Here is a 16,588-nt window from a genome sequence, read left to right as displayed (position 1 = left end):
TACTCCTGTCCGAGGAAATGGCTTCCGTTCATCTCCGGGGCATTCGTCCCACCCGGCTCACCACCCCGCTTGGTCCATGCAATCGTTATATTCCTTGCGTTGCCAGTTGTCCGAACTGTCGGACGGGCAGGATCCACCCTCATCATCCAGTTCGTCGAGTCCTGGGTTCCACCCCGTCTCCTTCATGCAGCAGATTCTTGCTAGTGTTTCTGAGAGTCCCTTGCAATTGTACCGGCGCCTGACATCTGCGGGCGTCCGGTAATCAACGGCCTCAACAATATCATCATCGTCATCTTCAAGTCTGTTTATGAGTGCGTCGATGGCAAGGCCTCCGGTGGCTAGTGCGCCCGTAATGAGGAGCCCCTCGGCGATGAGCTCTGCCCCTACCACCAAACCAACCAGAACAGCCGGGGCGATCAGCCCAGTAGGATCCGTGCAATTGACCGCGTCGTTTAGGCAGTAACTGTAAACATTCGCGTCCCCACCTCCGAATCGCAGCGGATCTTTGCTCGTCCACCGCCCCGTGAACGCATCATAATCCCGCGCCCCAAAGCGCACGAACCCCGTATCCCTGTCGTAGATCCCCCCCGCGAACCCGAGCGGCTGAAACCCTGGATTCGTGTCGACGAGCACCCGCCCGAACTCGTCATAATCCACCCGCTGCACCACCGCGCCCGTCGCCGCGTCAATCACCATCCGCGGGCTCCCGAGGTGGTCCGTCACGATCCGGTACGTCTGCCCGCCCTTCACCATCGCGTCGGGCACGTTCCGGTGACGCCCGTAGATGAAGCGCGCCACCACGTTCCCCAGCCCGTCGAGCTCCGCCACGGGCCGCAGGTCGTCGGAATACAGGAAACCCTGCTCCAGGACGCCGTTGCGCTTCTTCCAGATCCTCCGCCCCAGCCCGTCGACGATGTAATCGATTGCCACGCCGCTCGGGAGCTGTACATGCCGGAGCGAACTCCGTGCATCGTACACGTAACTCGTGAGCTGTGGGACCCCGCCGACGACCACGGTCGTGCTCTCGAGCTCGCCCGCGAGCGTATACGTGTACGTTCGGCCGCCGTAGGACTCCAAGCGGTCCTGATCGTCGTAAACGCCGGTCTCTGTATTCGCAGGGGAACTCACGACCCGGGCGAGTCTGTTCCCGTTGCCGTCGTAGTCGTAGTGTGTCGTGGCGCCGGTCTGGACGTGGATCACTTCCTCCAGGCGCCCCGCAGCATCGTACACGTAATCGAATGTCTTCGCTTGGCCGCCGATCGTTTCCGCCAGCGTATCGATCCGGCCAAGGGCATCACGCGTGTACATGACGTCGTACACCGTGGATCCAGAAATCGCCACCTCGTAATCGGTGACCTCACCATGCAAGTTGGGAGTGTAGCTGTCCGAGACGACGCCAAGGATGCTACCGTTGAGCTGGCCGGTCGATGAATTGCGGGTGAGCGTGAGCGGCCCGGCTCCGATGAGCAGGCCATCGTTATCGTAGGTCATTGCGACAAGATGCCCGCCGTTCACCGTCTCCGAGGAGATCCGGAACGTAGCATCGTGGTCGTGATGCACGTTTCCAGTCGGATACCCGACGCCGGACCACGTCCGACCCGAGAGGAGCCGGCCATCGTAGTCGATGGTGAGGGTAAGGTCCGAGGGGCCTGCGATGCTCTCCATGTGCCCCGTCGCCGGGTCATAGGTGTAATCGATCGTTCCTTGTCCCGACGGCAGCGTGATCGTGTCGAGCCGGCCAGCACTGTCGAAAGCATGATCGGTGACCTGGTTCCCTGGCCTTGTTTCCAGATCGTGCTTTCCGTCGAGATCGTACGTCCACGTGGTGATGGCCGGCTGCCCGCCGGCGGCCGGCGGCGGAGCCGTATACGTGGCGATCTGATCGAGCGGCGTGTAGGTCATTGCGTGCAGCGGCTTGTCGGGCGGCGTGATCTCGTCTGGATTGCCATTGGGGTCGTATCCCAGCCCGATGACCTCGGTGTCCGGCCTCGTTCCTTGCGTCACGCGCCCCACCGAGTCCGTCAAGAACGTCGTGCTCTGGAGCAACGGATTCTCGACGCTCTGGAGATATCCCGTCGTCGGATGATAGGTATAGTTCCACTCGCGCGTCGTACCCCACCGTACGGTTTCGATTCTCCCGCTCCCGCCGTAAAGAAACTCGAATGGCTGCAGGCTTCCGAGCTGCAGGCTCGTGGTGCGCCCTTTGGTATCGAACACCCGCGTCAGCGTCCGTCCCTCCGGCGTCGTCGTGGTCTCCGTCCGCGTCGCGGCGACGAATGTCGTGGCGAACTCCTTCCCATTGATCTTCGTCTTCTCCGTGATGGAAGCGAGGCTCAATATGTTGCTCGGATTGGACAGCGTGACGCTGCGGGTGCGTGTCACCTCGCGCGTCTTCAGCGGTGTGCCCGTCTTCGTGATCACCGACGATACAACAGGCGCCTGCATGCCGAAGCGCTCGTCCCCGGTCCTCACCTCCGTCACGGTGGTCCCGTCCGGGAACGTGGAGACTCGCTTATCCGAAGTATCCGTGATGGTCTCGGACGAGAGCGTGCTCGGCTGGGTGACCTTCCGGCGCTTGCTTCCGTCCGGTAGCTTGGTGAGTTCGTATTCCGTGTTTCTCCCGAGTTTCGTCGTCAGATCGACGGTATACCCATTCGATACATCAGTTCGGACGAGCGTCTTGGACCCGCCTGCCGGGTTCTCGTCCACCCAGAGCCGGCCGAGCGCGTCGTACGTGAATTCGTGCGTCTGGGTTTTCGCGTCCTCGAGCGTGTGAAGGAGGCCCGTCCCGGGGTGATACGTCATGTTCACGGCCTCGCCCGCCGGGTTTTCGATGAGGTCGAGGTACCCTTCGGCGTCCACCGAGAGCGTGGTAACTTGCGAGAAAGGCGCGACGATCGACGTGGGCGCGTCCGAGACCGGATCGTAGGTGATCGTGGTCGGGAGGTTGTTGCGATCCGTGATGGATGTCAACCGGCCGTCGCTATTGTACCCGAACGCGTAAATCGTCGCGCCGGTCCGGAGGTCGACGGTCGAGACGTGCCGGCCGAGCGGATTGAAATGGTAAGCCTCGGTCGCCGCCTCGTTTGGCAGAAGATAGCTCCCGGCGGATACGCCCGGCAGAGAGGGCTTGATCTGCGTGATACGGCCGTCGCTACGATCGGCGACGACCACGCTGCCATCCGGGGCCACGGCGAGGCCATTGATGCCGTACATTTTTGCCGCTTTCGCGGGACCCTCGAGGCCGCAGTAGTGGCTGGGGCAAGTCGTGTTGATTTCGCGCCCTGCGATCGTCGAAATCGTTCCGTCCGGAGAAATGACATAAACCGCGTCTAGGGAGTTGGACGAGGAGACGCGGACGCCGCCTACGTAGACGCTGCCATCGGGGGCGGCCGCGAGAGCCTTTGGGTAAGCGAAATTTACGACTTTCTGGATGATGCCATCCAGCCCCACATGGGCGACAGCTTGTCCATTCACAACCGCAATGTACAAGCTGCCATCCTGACCGACGGCCAGCGCGCCCGGATTATCGAGATAAGCGCTTTTCGCAGGAACATCATAGGAGGAAGAGCCGCCTCCCGCCACCGTCGTCAGAATGCCATTCGCATCCACGCGATATACGCGGTTTGCGCCGGCGGTGATGTACACGTCCCCGCTGCTCGAGACGGCGACGGCCTTCGGCCCCGGCAGGCGCGTGCTCGTCGCCTGTACGCCCTCGACCGGGGCCGGCGACGCGTTTCCATTGCCCGCGAACGTTGTGATCCTCTGGTCGGGGCCGATGCGCCGGACGCGGTTGCTCAGCAGCTCCGCGATGTACACGCTCCCATCGGGGCCGAGCGCCAACGACCAGGGCCGAACTCGGACCGCAGGATCCGTCACGAGCAGCTCATCGCCGGCGGAGCTGCACTGATTGGGGACGCCCGCGACGATGCTGATCGTGCCATTCAGGGCAATGCGGCGGATCGTGCACGTCGTGCTGTCTGCATACAGAATGGTCCCATCCGGACGCACCACGACGGACTCGGGACTCCCCAAGTTCGTGGCGACGTTCGTCAAGATCGGCGGCATCAGCCGGCCATTCACCCGTCGCCCGTCGCCCCGGTAGAGCACCCGCCCGATCGGATCGTAGACGTGATGCGGATCGAGCGTGAAGCCCCCCAGGCCCATCGCATCCACGCTGAATGCGCCAATGACGCGTTGCCAGTGCTTCCACAGGATGATCTCGGTACGCGCCGCGTTCCCTGACATTGGGACATCGGAGAACGCCGCGAAAGACTGCGCGAGATCGGCAGGCTCCATGTATTCGGCGGGATACTGGTACCCGACTTCGATGTCCGCGGGCTGGGAGCCACGTAACAGGTGTCCGTACGCATCCAGACCGTCCCACGTGAACGAAACGCGCTTGTTTAGCTGGCATTCTGACGGGCAGAGGAACGTCTGTTCGAATTTTTGGCCCGCGATCTTGACGCGCAACAAGATACTCTGGACACTTGGCGGAAGGTAAGAGCCCGTGAGCTGAATGGAGAGCGTGTACGCATCTTTGCGACCGAACGCCCGGTCACTGCGGTAGTTCAAGGTAAAGGGTGTCCCGGCGACGGGGATCCTCTCGCCGAGGATCTGGTTCTCGCACTCGATGATCGAGCCCGATTGCGTGCAGGGGTCGTCCTCGAGCTCCGGCCCCTTGGGATCATCGAGCGGGCACGTTGCATCGTCAGGCGCGCAAGCGTCGCCTGGCGGGCCATAAGGCCAGTTCAGGTCCCAGGGGGAGAAATGCTGGAGCTGTACACGCCACAGGCTCGTTCCCGCCGTATAGAGGGATCCGAGCGTCTCGAGCTCCGGCTGAGTGATGTTCAGGTCTGTGAGCTTCGTCCCCGTATCCACGACCCCATCGCCGTCGACGTCGACATCCGCGCCGGCCGGCGTCACCGACACGACTTCGATGATCCGACCGTCCGGCTCCGGGAGCCATAACCCCTTCTCCCTGTCGTAATACCCGACCGGTACGTCCTGACCTACCGGGAAGCCGAGGAAATTCTCGACGTAATACGATACGGGCTGGGAGAAATCGACGCTCGTCGCGCCAGCCTGGACAGCCTCGTCGACGCTCAGCTCGATCGCATACGTGTATCCGCTCGCCGCGGGCAACGTACCGGGCATTGCGAGCGGTCCCTCGGGGCCCACGGTGAACTCGGTCGCGCGCACGGTCATCGGACTCGTCAGCGGCACGACCGTCGGCGGACCATTCGGATTTGGAATCGAGATCGTGGCCGTCGTGTTGGCCGGAAAGATCACCGTCGCCTGCCGCGTGCCATCCGCGTCGGTCTGGGCCGATCCGCGTGCCACCTGGACGGTGCTCGCGTTGATTTGCACCTGGGTGGCCTGGGCGTCGAAGGGGACCAGGACGACGTCGTCGGTGGGCGCGTCCTCCTGGGGGCTCCGGATCAAAGAGCGCTGCGCTGGAATGTAATTCGCCTTTTCGTAGACGAGCGTATGGGCCCCGCCATTGAGGGCGATCGCGAAGGCGCCGTCGCTTTGCGTGAATACGTGCCCGTAGGGCTCGGCGGCTCCGCCCCGCTCGCTGAGCACGCGAACTTTCGCGCCGGGGATCGGCGATCCGTTTCGGGCGACGACGCGCCCACGGACGACTGCGACCGTCGCGGGATCGAGCGGCGTCTGAATGCCCGTTTGCAAGGCGTCCGGCCCCTCGTAGATGCAGCGCGCGGATTCGATGAGCTGCGTGGGTACCGTAGGATCGAGCGGCCCGCAGACGGTATGGTGGACGCCCGACGCCGGATCGCACCAATCCATGGTGGTCGGGTCACTATCGTCGAGGCTCACGGGGGTGTGGAGAATGCCGTTGGCTGCCGTGCACGTATCCGTGGTGCAGGCGTCGCCGTCGTCGAGGTTCGGCGGGGTCCCCGGGAGGCAGTGTCCCTGGCCGTCGCATACCGCGGCGACATTGCAGAGGCCGCCGTCTGCGCACGAGCTCCCCGCGGGCTTAGGGGCGCAGACGCCCTGCTGGGTGCAGATGGACGTCATGCACGCGGGCGAGCAAGAATCGTTATCGTCCGGGGGCGTGCCGGGGAGGCAGTGTCCCTGGCCGTCGCATACCTCGGCGCCATTGCAAGTGTAGCCGTCCGAGCAAGAGGTCCCCGCGGGCCTGGGACCAACGGGAGAGCATGTGCCGCCTGAATTACAAAAGTAGTACAGGCACGGGTCGGTGATTGCACCTTGGGCCGTGCCCGTCTTCTCTTCGGGGACGTGGTCGGACGAACTACACGCGACGGGTGCGATCGTCAGGGGGATACAGGCGAGGAGAAGCCAGCGACGGCGGGATGCTCGGATCAAGGAAAACCTCCGAGCTGGTCTCGTACGCTACCTGTTCCGTCCCTGACAACTAAATTGTGAGGAACTCCTGTGATCTTGCATGCAGGATTTCGACGTTGACAGGCAACGGATCTTCTGCATCGAGCGACCAGCGCAGAGCCCGCCTCAGTTCTGCACGGACTTCACGAGCACGATCTCGCGACCGTCCCCGATCTTCCACCGGAGCTGACCCTCGCCGACGAACTGCAGCTCTGCCTCGTCGCGGCCTCCCTCTTCGCGAAGGAAGCTCACGAGCACGCGGTCGCCGTTCGCCTCGGTCACGCGGAACGAGCCGGTGCGCGGCGATTCCGCTGGGATCGTCACCGTCACCTTGCTCCCGGCGAACTCGAACGCCGTGCCTTTCACCCAGCCCATGGCCTTGGCGAGGTGCGGCTCCGGCACGTTTTCGATCGATTCTCCGAGCCATCGCCCCTGGAGCCGGTCCTTCGGCGTCTTGCCGCAACCCGACGCGAACAGGGCGACGGCCATCAGCGCGAGGGCCGTCTTCTTGGAAAAACGCATGGGCCTCCAACCGACGAACCGAGGCCGCGATCTCCACTCGCGTGCCACGTCCGCCGGCTGGTCGGAACGTTAAGGGAGCCTGGATCCTGGGGCCAACAAATGTAGGAGATCAGGCGACAATGTGCCGACGTGAAGGTGTGTCCCCTACGTACCCCACCGTCAGGTCATGCCACCTTCGGCTGGACAAAGGGCCTCGTCCTGCGCCAAGGCTACCGTCCGGTGGGAGCACATTTCACGCATCGAAGGCTCGGCGAGGTTGAACGCAAGCGGCTGCTCCGCGAGGTCCTGGGGCGGATCCGGGATCGCTCCCGCGGGGCGGCGGTCGTCGTCTTCGACCTCGATGGCACGATCATGGACAATCGGCCGCGGGTCGTCGCCATCCTTCACGAGCTCGCCGAGGTCTGGCGGACGCGGCACCCGAGCGAGGCCAAAGCCCTCGCCGCCGCCGGCATCGACGACGTGGTCTACGGCCTCGTCGACACGCTGCGACGCCTCGGCGTGAGCGAGCCGACGCTCCACGAAGAAGGCTTCCGTTTCTGGCGCGAGCGCTTCTTCTACGATCCGCACATCCGCCACGACATCGAGATCGCCGGCGCCCGGGACTACGTGCGCGCTTGTTACGACGCCGGCGCGATCATCGTGTACCTGACGGGCCGCGATCTGCCGAACATGGCGCTCGGATCCTTCGCGAGCCTGCGTGATCTCGGCTTTCCGATCGGCGTCGTCGGCACCGAACTCGTCACGAAGCCCGCCTTCGAGACGCCCGACAGCGTGTTCAAGCGCGAGGTCGCGCCGGCACTCTCGCGGCTCGGCGAGGTCGTCGCCGTCTTCGACAACGAGCCGGCGAACTGTAACCTGTTCGTGGAGATTCACCCCGCGTGCACGACGGTCTTCGTGGACACCCAGTACGCCCCCGATCCGCCGCCGCTCGATCCACGCGCCCACGTGATCCACTCCTTCGAGCTCGAGCCATGAAACCCTCTGTCGCGCTCGCCCTGCTCCTCCCGGCCCTCGCTGCGTGCGAGGCGCCGCCCGGCACGCCTCCTTCCGCGACGTCGACGACCGACGCCGCCAGCCCCAACGCGAGCATCCTGCCCGCGCCCCTCGCCACCGAGGCCGAAGAGGCGCCGCACGACGCAGGCATGCCCGAAGGCGGGCCCATCGGCCTCATGGCCGATCCCTCGGGCCGCTTGATCATCCCGGACGCGGGCCCGCCGCCGCCGGGGGTTCTTCGCGGCGACGAGGCGATCCCCGCGGAGTCGCCGGCCACGAAGGACCTCGCGGGCGCCACGCTCGAAGCCGTCTTCCGCCAGCGGAACGTCCCACCCGCGCCCCGCGGCCCGGAGATCTCGCAGGAGGGCATCAAGGCCGCCGCGGCGCTCACCGCGCCGAAGTGGAAGATCGACCTCACGGACACGGGCCGCATGCGCATCGAGTTCGCCTCGCGCGCGATGCCGCTGCCGCAGCGCTCGGAGATCCGCGCGCGCACCGATCGTTACGGCCACATCGTCCTCTGGCCCGACGCGACCGACTACCGCGTCGTGCCGCCCGGCGCGCTGCGCACCGTGCTCGGCGAGCGGCGCGTCGACGTCACGCCTCTCTCGCCCGGCGTCGCGCGTTCGCTCGGCGAGGGCAAACGGCTGCAGCTCCCGACGCGCAAGGTCGAGATCACGTCGAGCCTCGGCTCGGTGCGGCTCGAGCTCGGCAAGTCCGCGGAGATCGGCGAAGGCGGGGCGCTGCTCTGCCGCGCGCTCGTGGAGATCGTCGGCGTCGATCCGCGCACGTCGGTTTGTCAAGGCGGCGAGGTCCCGCTCGCGGCTGCGTACACGTGGCAGGACGGCGGCGGCATCGACTTCGAGATCACCACGATCACGCGCCGCACCGACATCCCGACGAACGAGACGCTCGTGCCTCCGCCCGGCTCGACGTACCAGCCGAGTGGCCTTCCGGCCTCGCCTGGTGGCGTGTTCCTCACGCGCGAGGAGGTCACGGCGTTCCGCTCGTCGGCGCTGCAGGCCCCGGCGCCCACGGATCCGCTCGCGCCGGGCGAAGGGTTCATCGCGGTGAACGCGTCCGACATGCTCGCGTACGTGCTCGTCGACGGCGTGCCCGTCGTCGCGGTCCCGCCGAACGATCAGCGCTACGTGATCGGCACGTTGCGCGGCCGCTACGTGATCCAGTGGCGCACGTTCCTCGGCGATCGCATCGGCCCGGCGAGCACGCTCGACCTGCCGGCGCGGTTCACGTTCGGCGAGGTCGCCGACGCGGGCGCGCCCGATGCGGGCGGGACGGGCAACTAAACCGTCTCGGGGCTTCGAAACACCGCGGCGATCTCCGGCGGCAAACGCTTCGGCGTGAGCTCGTTGCCGACGCACGCGAGCAGCGTCTCGCCTTCGCAGAGCACGTCGGCGCCGCGCACGAGGCGATAGCTGAAGCGCACGGTCACGCGCGTCACCTCGGCGCACGTCGTCTCCACGACGAGCGTCTCGTCGAAGCGCGCGGCTTTCCGGTAGCGGAGCTTCGCCTCGACGACGGGCAGGTGGATGCCCATCTCGACCCACTTGTCGTAGGAGATGCCGCGCTTGTGGAGCCAGTCGACGCGGCCGGCTTCGAAGTAGGTCAGGTAATTGGCGTGATGCACGATGCCCATGAGGTCCGTCTCGCAGAAGCGGACGGTGAGGGTCATGCGGCTCGTCAGGTGCTCGGGGAGCGGCTCTTTTTGAACGGTGGCCATCACGAAATTGCGCCGGCCGATCCCGCGTCGGAGCTCTTCTTTTTCACTTTCCGTTCGAACATCCGGCGGGTCGAGATCGGCACGAGGCGCGGAATGGTCGGGTCCTGCTCGTGGGCATTCTCGAAGGCGCTGATGATGTGTGTGAGCAAGAGGAGATTCACACCGTCCGCGCGATCGAGCGACCCTTGCGTGACCTTCTCCCCCGCGGGCCGCGCCGAGGCGGCCGTGGCCGCGGCCGCGAGCGTGGCGGCGGCATTCTCGAGCTTCGCGACGTACTCGAAATCGAGTCGCATGAGCTGAGCGCGCGTCTTCACCGGCCCGGACGGCTCGCCGAGATACTTCTTCGCGAGGGCGACGAGCGTGCCGAGCCCCCTCGCGAGCGCGGCCGGATCCTCCGCGGTTCCGACCGCTTGATTCACCTCCTCCTCGGCCGCGGCGTGATTGCCGGCGACCTTGAGCAGGACCGAACGGGCTTGGTCTCGCAGGGTCAATGCCTTCTCGAATGCCTCCCTGAGCGCCGCGTCGAGCGTCGCGCGCGAAGCCTCCCGCGAATCCCCCCGCTCCTCATGCTCGACGAGCATGGCGTCGAGCGCGAGCGCCTGATGCACGGCGACCGAGAGCAATTCCGCCGAAAAACCCCGGAGCGCCTCCTTCTGCGCGGGCGTGGCCGATTGCCAGAATGAATAAGCGAGCGAATAGAGGCGGCGTACGTCGGTGAGGACGCGGGAGGAGGCGACGTGTTTTCCTTTGGCGACGAGCTGCGCCTCGGTGGTGCCGTCGAGCAATGCCGCGAGCAGCGCGGGATCGGGCGTGCCGAGCGCGCTGGCCAGGCTGGCGAGGGTGTGTTCGGACATCGGCGGTTCTCCGGGGACGGGATGGGGGTGGTGGGGCAAGGTACGAGGGAGGGGGGTGGGGTGTAAAGAGTGGAAACCCTGCTCTGTCGCCGGGTCGCTCAGACCTCCGGCGGCCGGCAGCCGAAGGTCACAGCCTGCTCGGGGTCTTCCTTCACGCCGTCTCGGTAGGCGAGAAACAGGGCCTCTGCGGCGTCGTGGGCTCGGTTGGGGGCCACGCCGAGGAGTAGAGGCGCTCGGAGGTGTTTCTGGACAGCGGCTGGACGATTTTTCGGAGCAGGGGCGACGCCTTGGTCGCTTTTCTTGTGCCGGGAGGCTTCCGGGAACCCTCAGTTCCCGGAAGGTTTATTCTGCGCTTGGCACGTCCGACCTGTCGAGCATCTTTCGCTGAATCTCTGGTTGCAGAAGCACAACTTTTATTGCCTCTGTGAATCCGCCGTCGACCTTGCCTGAAACCGAGGCAAGTCGAGACTCTAGCTCACGTATGCGCCGCTCGAACGCGTCCAGTTTATCCGCGGATTGGCGATTCTGCGCCTCGATGCGCTCATTAGTTCGACGCTCAAATGCATCGACGGTTTTGAGCAAGCTCTCCATGAGAGCCTCAAGCCTGACTACGGCCTTGTATGCTTCAAGAGCCTTGTCCAACGCCGCCTTGGCAGTGTCACCCCAGCCCATCACGAGACCTCTTTGCCGGAAATGTGACCAGAGAGTCGAGCTTCAAGTTGCCCGAGCAGTTTCTCCAATCCTTGAACTCGATCGGAAACGTCTTCCCAGGTGCGCGCAGCCGCTCCCCACATCTCCTCGATCGCTGCCAAATCCTCGGTCGTCTCCTGTTGTTTGGGGCCTGAGGGTTCGACGCTGGGAGATGGAACAGCGTGCGAGAAGTACAAATAGGGTGCCTCCGCATTTCGTGCCGACGTATGCTCTCCAAGCACTTTGACACGCCTAAGCACTTCTACCGATTCAGCAAATTTGGCACCCAACAGCGCAACTTCGTGCGTGCTGTTCAGAAGGGCGTCAAGGTCGACGTCTCCTGTGCGTTTATGAAGGACGTACCCCACCTTGCCCTCCATGATTACTAGCGGTCCCCTGGGGTCCTCAGGCGAAGGATCGTGGACCGTGATTGGAGTAAATAGATCTATCGGTATTTGTGTTTCGGTTTCATTCTTTTTTGACATGGCCGACACTCGGGGGTACTAGGACAAACCACGATCTTGTGTGCGAAACGACCAACAAGTCTACAGCAGGTCGATCCTCGGTTCCATCACCATCCCGAACCACGTTAAAAGGGCGGTAGTGACCTGGCAGTGACGGGTTCCTGGTCCTCAGTGCCGGAGCAGCTTGTGCAGGCAAGCCTACAATTCACAACGTAGGCTCGGCCCATGATCTCGGCTCCGATAAGTCGGCCCTCTCGACCGCGAGCCCTGCCGCGCCATTTGGATGAGCGACGGGACCGGCGCCTCCGATCGAGGGCCGCGCCTGCCCGATCGAGCAACCGCCCGCTTGACAGCCGAGCCCATGCGTGCTCGCCCCGCCAAAATTCATGGTCACCTCGCCAGGACCCGTGGTCACCCGGCCGAGACCCATGGTCACCCGGCCGAGACCCATGGTCACCCGCCCAGGACCCATGGTCACCCGGCCGAGACCCGTGGTCATCCGGCCGTCGACCCTCGCAGCGCTTGCCGGAACGCCCGCACCGCTTGGCTCTGGTTCGGCGACTCGAGGAAGCTCTGAAGAAGCGACAGATCGAGCTCCGGTAAAAGGGCGCTCGTCGAGGCCTTCTCGTACCGCCCTTCCCGGAGCAGGTGGACCGTGATGCCCACGCCTCGCTCCCAGACCCAGACCTCGCCCACGCCGAGGTTTCGGTAGATGTCGAGCTTGTTCAGGCCGCCACTCGTCCACACCACCTCGATGGCGAGCTGCGGGACGTCGCCGCTCGGCACGCCGAGCGCGTAACACTCGTCTGGCTCGATGCCCTTCTCGACGAGCGCGTTCTTCAGCGTCCACGAGCCATAGCCGTTGAGGTCGAGCCCTCGTTCGTCGGCGTAGGCCTCGACCAGCCGACCGATCAGCGTCTTGACACCTTCATGGTTGACGGAAGGACTCATCAGCTCGATCGCTCCGTTCGAGTAGGCCATGCGTACGCCGGACTCGTCCCCGCGGACGGCGAGCAGGATCTCGTAGTCCTTCCATGTCATCCCGTTCAGAATGACCCGCTGATCCTCGGCCGGCGGCGGTGCGCTCCAGGCGTGCGGCTCGGGCTTGTCCGGACGGGCGGACGGTTCGACGAGGAGAGCCATGACCCGAGCTTAGCGCGACACGAGCCCCGCCGGGAGCGTGGCCCGACCACGTCCACCTAGGCGCCCGACGCCACCGGTGCTACCTCGCGCTCCCGATGGCCACCAACGTCTCCACGATGATCGACGCCGACCGCATCGCGCAGCGTGTGCGCGAGCTCGGCGCCGAGATCACGCGCGACTACGCGGGGCGCAACCTCGTCCTCGTCTGCGTCCTCAAGGGCAGCTTCGTCTTCACCTCCGACCTCGCGCGCAACATCGATCTGCCGATGCGCGTGGAGTTCCTCGGCGTGCGCAGCTACGGCGAGGGCACCAAGTCCTCGGGCGTCGTGCAAATCACCCACGACCTCACCAAGCCCGTCGAGGGCGACGACGTCCTCATCGTCGAGGACATCGTCGACACGGGCCTCACGATCGCGCACCTGCTCGACCTGCTCCGCACGCGCAAGCCCGCGAGCGTGAAGGTCTGCGCGCTCCTGCACAAGCCCGCGCGCACGCGCATCCAGGTGCCGATCGACTACCTGGGCTTCACGATCGAAGACAAGTTCGTCGTGGGCTACGGGCTCGACTGGGCCGAGCGTTACCGCAACTTGCCGTTCATCGGGCTCGTGGAGTCGGGGTCGTGAGCAAGCGCCTCGCGGTCCTGGAGAGCATGATCCAGAAGGGATCGAAGGATCCCTTCGCGTGGTACGCGCTCGCGATGGAGTACGCGGGGGCCGATCGGATCGACGACGCGCTTCGCACGTTCACCGAGCTTCGCGACATCGATCCGAGCTACGTGCCGCAGTACCTCATGTGCGGGCAGATGCTCGTGAAGGCGGGGCGCGTGGATGAGGGGCGTGCGTGGCTCGAAGAGGGCGTGACGCGGGCGCGCGCGAAGGGCGATGCGCACGCGTTGTCCGAGATTCAGTCGGCCTTGTCGGCGCTCGAGGATTGAGGCTTCGGATCGGTTTTCTCTTCACCCCCGGACGACTCCCTCACCCCCGTCCCCTCGTTCAACGCTTGGGGGCTACGCTCGGACGAGCCGAGCTGCGCCCCCAAACCTCCCTCGCGGGAGAGGGGAGCAGAGCCTTCCTCTTCGTCGTGACGAGATTGCTGCGCGCGAACCCATCGCACGCGCTCGGCGATCACCTTCTCGTAGCCGCGCTCCGTCGGCTCGTAGAAGTGCGTCCCGGCGATCTCGTCCGGCAGGTACGTCTCGCCCCACGCGACGCCGCCTTTCTCGTCGTGCGCGTAGCGATATCCCGTCCCGTATCCCTCGCGCTTCATGAGGCCCGTCACCGCGTTGCGTAGCCTCATCGGCACGGGCAGGCTGCCCCGCTCGCGCACGGCTTCCTGCGCCGCCTTCCACGCCATGTTGCACGCGTTCGATTTGGGCGCGCACGCGAGATAGATCGCCGCCTGCGAGAGGAAGTAGATCCCCTCCGGCATGCCCACGCGCTGGAACGCCGCGTCCGCCGCGACGGCCACGTCGAGCGCGCGCGGGTCGGCGTTGCCCACGTCCTCGCTCGCGAAGATCATCATGCGCCGCAGCAGAAACAGCGGATCGTCGCCCGCCTCCAGCATGCGCATCAGCCAGTAGATCGCCGCGTCCGGATCCGATCCGCGCATCGATTTGATGAACGCGCTGATGACGTTGTAGTGCTCTTCCCCCGCCTTGTCGTAGAGCAGCGTCTTCTGCCCGCTCGTCTGCACCACGTCGTCGCGCGTCACCCGCGCGCGGCCCTCACGTTTCGCCTCGTCGGCCGCGATCTCCAGCGTCGTCAGCGCTCTCCGCGCGTCGCCGCTCGCGAGCTTCGCGATCGCCTCGATCGCCTCCTCGTCCGCCCCGACAGACCCCGCGAGCCCCTCCGGCGATTCGAGCGCGCGCCCCAGAAGCTCCCGGATCCCCTTCTCGTCGAGCAGGTTCAGCCGGAAGACGCGACACCGCGACAGCAGCGGCGCGTTCACCGCGAACGAAGGGTTTTCCGTGGTCGCGCCGATCAGCGTGATCGTCCCGTCCTCCACGTGCGGCAAGAACGCGTCCTGCTGCGCGCGGTTGAACCGGTGGATCTCGTCGACGAAGAGGATCGTCCGCTTCCCCTCGTACGCGCGTGCCTCCTTCGCCGCGGCCATCACTTGCCGCAATTCCGGCACGCCGCCGAGCACCGCGTTGAACGGGACGAACCGCGCCCGCGTCGACTCCGCCACGATCCGCGCGAGCGTCGTCTTGCCCGATCCCGGCGGCCCCCACAGGATCATCGACGGCACCCGATCGGCCGCGATCGCATGCGCGAGCAGCTTCCCCTCGCCGACGAGGTGCTCTTGCCCGACGAGGTCCGAGAGCGCGCGCGGTCGCATCCGTTCGGCGAGCGGCACGAGCTCCGCGAGCTTCGGATCACGCTTCAGCGCGGCCTCGAACAGCGTCGGGCCCGCGTCTTTCTCGCCGCCGCGAGCGGTTCGTCGGGCCGTCATCTCACCGGTCCATGAGCGCGACCACCGCGCGCTGGATGCTCGACGGATCACGCCCCACGAAGCGCACCGTCCCCGACCGATCGACCACGAACGTCGTCGGCACCTCCGACACCCCGAACGCGTACTGAAGCCCGTGCCCGTCGTCGTGCACGATCGGGAACGACACCCCGAACGCCTCGGCCCCGCGCGCGGCTTCATCCGCGCTGTCGTCCACGCTCACGCCCACGACCACGAGCCCCTCGGCGCGTCGATCCTGATAAAGCCGCTCGAGCGCAGGCATCGTCTGCTGACACGAGCCGCACCACGACGCCCAGAAATCGATCACGGTCACGTGCGTGCGGAGCGTGCCCGGCACGTCGACCGAGCGCTCGTCGATCGTGGTCTCGTGAAACGGCGGCGACGTCGCGCCGAGCAGCGGATGGCCCATCGACACGGGCATGGCCGGCGCGCAACCGAAGAGGCCGATCGTCCCCGCGCAAGCGAGCACGCTCGGCGTGGCAGCGATGGAACGGAGAGGACCGCGCATGGGGATGATCGAACTCTAGGCCGCCTCTTTCGCGAAGGCTATCGCGCGCCGAAGATGGCCGTACCGACGCGGACGATCGTCGCGCCCTCCTCGATCGCCACGTGGAAATCGTGGGACATGCCCATCGACAGCTCGGGCAGGAGCGCGGGCGCTTCGAGCGAATCGCGCAGCGCGCGCAGGCGCGCGAAGTACGGGCGGACGGCCTCGGGATCGTCGAGGTAGGGCGGGATCGCCATGAGCCCGACGACGCGCAGATGCTCGGCGCGCCGCGCCGCTTCGAGCAGCGCGGGGACGGCCTCGGGCGCGCATCCGGCCTTCGACGCCTCGCCGCCCACGTTCACCTCGAGCAGCACGTCGAGCTTGCGCGAGAGCGCGCCGGCGCGCTTGTCGAGCTCCGTCGCGAGCTCCTCGCGGTCCACCGTGTGGATGACGGCGGCCACGCTCGCGGCTTGTTTCGCCTTGTTGCGCTGGAGCGCGCCGATGAAGTGCAGCCTGAGCTCCGGCAGGTCCGCGAGCGCCGCGGCCTTCTGGGCCAACTCTTGCACGTAGTTCTCGCCGAAGTCGCGCTGGCCCGCGTCGTACGCGGCGCGGATCGCCTCGGCCGGCTTCGTCTTCGACACCGCGACGAGCCGCACCGAGCGCGGGCTCCGCCCTGCTCGGATCGCAGCTTCGTCGATGCGCGCGCGCACGGCGGCGAGGCGCGCGGGGATCGTGCTCTCGTTTTCGTTCACAGGGCCTCACGATACCGCGCCGCGCGCTCCTCGCGAGCAAAGCGCCTGTGCCAACGGTGAGCGCGATCCGGGCGTCCGGAGACGTGCCAAGCTGTGCCGCAATTGCG

15 protein-coding genes are annotated in these 16,588 nt (G+C 65.9%); 5 read left to right on the top strand and 10 right to left on the bottom strand.

The window, feature by feature from the left end; all coding sequences use genetic code 11:
• Positions 1 to 57: 57 nt before the first annotated feature.
• A complete protein-coding gene (locus QHF84_RS28115; RefSeq protein ID WP_281316531.1) occupies positions 58 to 5,208 on the bottom strand; it encodes an RHS repeat-associated core domain-containing protein in 5,151 nt (1,716 codons plus the stop codon).
• On the opposite strand from QHF84_RS28115, the gene QHF84_RS28110 reads away from it, so the two are divergent.
• On the top strand, positions 5,183 to 5,467 hold the full coding sequence (locus tag QHF84_RS28110) for a hypothetical protein (RefSeq protein ID WP_281316530.1): 285 nt from the start codon (positions 5,183 to 5,185) through the stop codon (positions 5,465 to 5,467). The genes QHF84_RS28115 and QHF84_RS28110 overlap by 26 nt on opposite strands.
• A gap of 1,025 nt (positions 5,468 to 6,492) precedes the next feature.
• Here the strand turns inward: QHF84_RS28110 and QHF84_RS28105 are convergent.
• Complete coding sequence (locus QHF84_RS28105; RefSeq protein ID WP_281316529.1) at positions 6,493 to 6,888, bottom strand: hypothetical protein; 396 nt, start codon at positions 6,886 to 6,888, stop codon at positions 6,493 to 6,495.
• Between the two features lie 219 nt (positions 6,889 to 7,107).
• On the opposite strand from QHF84_RS28105, the gene QHF84_RS28100 reads away from it, so the two are divergent.
• Both QHF84_RS28100 and QHF84_RS28095 read left to right on the top strand, forming a co-directional pair.
• Positions 7,108 to 7,863 (top strand): HAD family hydrolase, encoded by a 756-nt coding sequence (locus QHF84_RS28100; protein ID WP_281316528.1) that lies wholly within the window; start codon positions 7,108 to 7,110, stop codon positions 7,861 to 7,863.
• Positions 7,860 to 9,188: a hypothetical protein gene (locus QHF84_RS28095; RefSeq protein ID WP_281316527.1), complete on the top strand. Its 1,329-nt coding sequence runs from the start codon at positions 7,860 to 7,862 to the stop codon at positions 9,186 to 9,188. Before QHF84_RS28100 ends, QHF84_RS28095 begins: the two co-directional genes overlap by 4 nt.
• On the opposite strand, the gene QHF84_RS28090 is transcribed toward QHF84_RS28095, so the two are convergent.
• The 5 genes from QHF84_RS28090 to QHF84_RS28070 form a co-directional block, all read right to left on the bottom strand.
• Positions 9,185 to 9,622: a thioesterase family protein gene (locus QHF84_RS28090; RefSeq protein ID WP_281316526.1), complete on the bottom strand. Its 438-nt coding sequence runs from the start codon at positions 9,620 to 9,622 to the stop codon at positions 9,185 to 9,187. The two genes, QHF84_RS28095 and QHF84_RS28090, sit on opposite strands and share 4 nt — an antisense overlap.
• Complete coding sequence (locus QHF84_RS28085; protein ID WP_281316525.1) at positions 9,622 to 10,476, bottom strand: hypothetical protein; 855 nt, start codon at positions 10,474 to 10,476, stop codon at positions 9,622 to 9,624. The genes QHF84_RS28090 and QHF84_RS28085 overlap by 1 nt, the downstream gene beginning before the upstream one ends.
• A gap of 342 nt (positions 10,477 to 10,818) precedes the next feature.
• Positions 10,819 to 11,148, bottom strand: a complete 330-nt coding sequence (locus QHF84_RS28080; RefSeq protein ID WP_281316524.1) for a hypothetical protein — start codon at positions 11,146 to 11,148, stop codon at positions 10,819 to 10,821.
• Positions 11,148 to 11,546 (bottom strand): hypothetical protein, encoded by a 399-nt coding sequence (locus QHF84_RS28075; protein WP_281316523.1) that lies wholly within the window; start codon positions 11,544 to 11,546, stop codon positions 11,148 to 11,150. The genes QHF84_RS28080 and QHF84_RS28075 overlap by 1 nt, the downstream gene beginning before the upstream one ends.
• A gap of 579 nt (positions 11,547 to 12,125) precedes the next feature.
• The gene (locus QHF84_RS28070) at positions 12,126 to 12,773 is read right to left on the bottom strand and encodes a Uma2 family endonuclease (RefSeq protein WP_281316522.1); all 648 of its coding nucleotides are present in this window, start codon (positions 12,771 to 12,773) and stop codon (positions 12,126 to 12,128) included.
• A gap of 95 nt (positions 12,774 to 12,868) precedes the next feature.
• Between QHF84_RS28070 and hpt the strand changes: the two genes are divergently transcribed.
• Both hpt and QHF84_RS28060 read left to right on the top strand, forming a co-directional pair.
• Positions 12,869 to 13,396: a hypoxanthine phosphoribosyltransferase gene (gene hpt, locus QHF84_RS28065; RefSeq protein ID WP_281316521.1), complete on the top strand. Its 528-nt coding sequence runs from the start codon at positions 12,869 to 12,871 to the stop codon at positions 13,394 to 13,396.
• Entirely contained in the window at positions 13,393 to 13,707 is a 315-nt protein-coding gene (locus QHF84_RS28060; protein ID WP_281316520.1) for a tetratricopeptide repeat protein, read from the top strand. Before hpt ends, QHF84_RS28060 begins: the two co-directional genes overlap by 4 nt.
• Here the strand turns inward: QHF84_RS28060 and QHF84_RS28055 are convergent.
• From QHF84_RS28055 to QHF84_RS28045, 3 genes are read right to left on the bottom strand one after another with little or no spacing between them, the layout of a single operon-like run.
• Positions 13,677 to 15,224 (bottom strand): replication-associated recombination protein A, encoded by a 1,548-nt coding sequence (locus QHF84_RS28055; RefSeq protein WP_281316519.1) that lies wholly within the window; start codon positions 15,222 to 15,224, stop codon positions 13,677 to 13,679. The two genes, QHF84_RS28060 and QHF84_RS28055, sit on opposite strands and share 31 nt — an antisense overlap.
• A gap of 1 nt (position 15,225) precedes the next feature.
• Complete coding sequence (locus QHF84_RS28050) at positions 15,226 to 15,750, bottom strand: TlpA disulfide reductase family protein (RefSeq protein ID WP_281316518.1); 525 nt, start codon at positions 15,748 to 15,750, stop codon at positions 15,226 to 15,228.
• A 38-nt stretch (positions 15,751 to 15,788) separates the two neighbouring features.
• Entirely contained in the window at positions 15,789 to 16,481 is a 693-nt protein-coding gene (locus QHF84_RS28045; RefSeq protein WP_281316517.1) for a YggS family pyridoxal phosphate-dependent enzyme, read from the bottom strand.
• Between the last annotated feature and the right edge of the window lie 107 nt (positions 16,482 to 16,588).

It is taken from the genome of Polyangium sp. y55x31 (assembly GCF_029946505.1).
Classification (GTDB): Bacteria; Myxococcota_A; Polyangia; order Polyangiales; family Polyangiaceae; genus Polyangium.
Note: the sequence above shows the minus strand (reverse complement) of the source record. Positions and strands in the feature narration are given on the sequence as shown.

Excerpts from the sequence above, each read along its gene's own strand:
- QHF84_RS28115 (WP_281316531.1), bottom strand. The coding sequence starts at position 5,208 with ATGACCGTGCGCGCGACCGAGTTCACCGTGGGCCCCGAGGGACCGCTC.
- QHF84_RS28105 (WP_281316529.1), bottom strand. The coding sequence starts at position 6,888 with ATGCGTTTTTCCAAGAAGACGGCCCTCGCGCTGATGGCCGTCGCCCTG.
- QHF84_RS28095 (WP_281316527.1), top strand. The coding sequence starts at position 7,860 with ATGAAACCCTCTGTCGCGCTCGCCCTGCTCCTCCCGGCCCTCGCTGCG.
- QHF84_RS28090 (WP_281316526.1), bottom strand. The coding sequence starts at position 9,622 with ATGGCCACCGTTCAAAAAGAGCCGCTCCCCGAGCACCTGACGAGCCGC.
- QHF84_RS28085 (WP_281316525.1), bottom strand. The coding sequence starts at position 10,476 with ATGTCCGAACACACCCTCGCCAGCCTGGCCAGCGCGCTCGGCACGCCC.
- QHF84_RS28080 (WP_281316524.1), bottom strand. The coding sequence starts at position 11,148 with ATGGGCTGGGGTGACACTGCCAAGGCGGCGTTGGACAAGGCTCTTGAA.
- QHF84_RS28075 (WP_281316523.1), bottom strand. The coding sequence starts at position 11,546 with ATGGAGGGCAAGGTGGGGTACGTCCTTCATAAACGCACAGGAGACGTC.
- QHF84_RS28070 (WP_281316522.1), bottom strand. The coding sequence starts at position 12,773 with ATGGCTCTCCTCGTCGAACCGTCCGCCCGTCCGGACAAGCCCGAGCCG.
- hpt (WP_281316521.1), top strand. The coding sequence starts at position 12,869 with ATGGCCACCAACGTCTCCACGATGATCGACGCCGACCGCATCGCGCAG.
- QHF84_RS28055 (WP_281316519.1), bottom strand. The coding sequence starts at position 15,224 with ATGACGGCCCGACGAACCGCTCGCGGCGGCGAGAAAGACGCGGGCCCG.
- QHF84_RS28050 (WP_281316518.1), bottom strand. The coding sequence starts at position 15,750 with ATGCGCGGTCCTCTCCGTTCCATCGCTGCCACGCCGAGCGTGCTCGCT.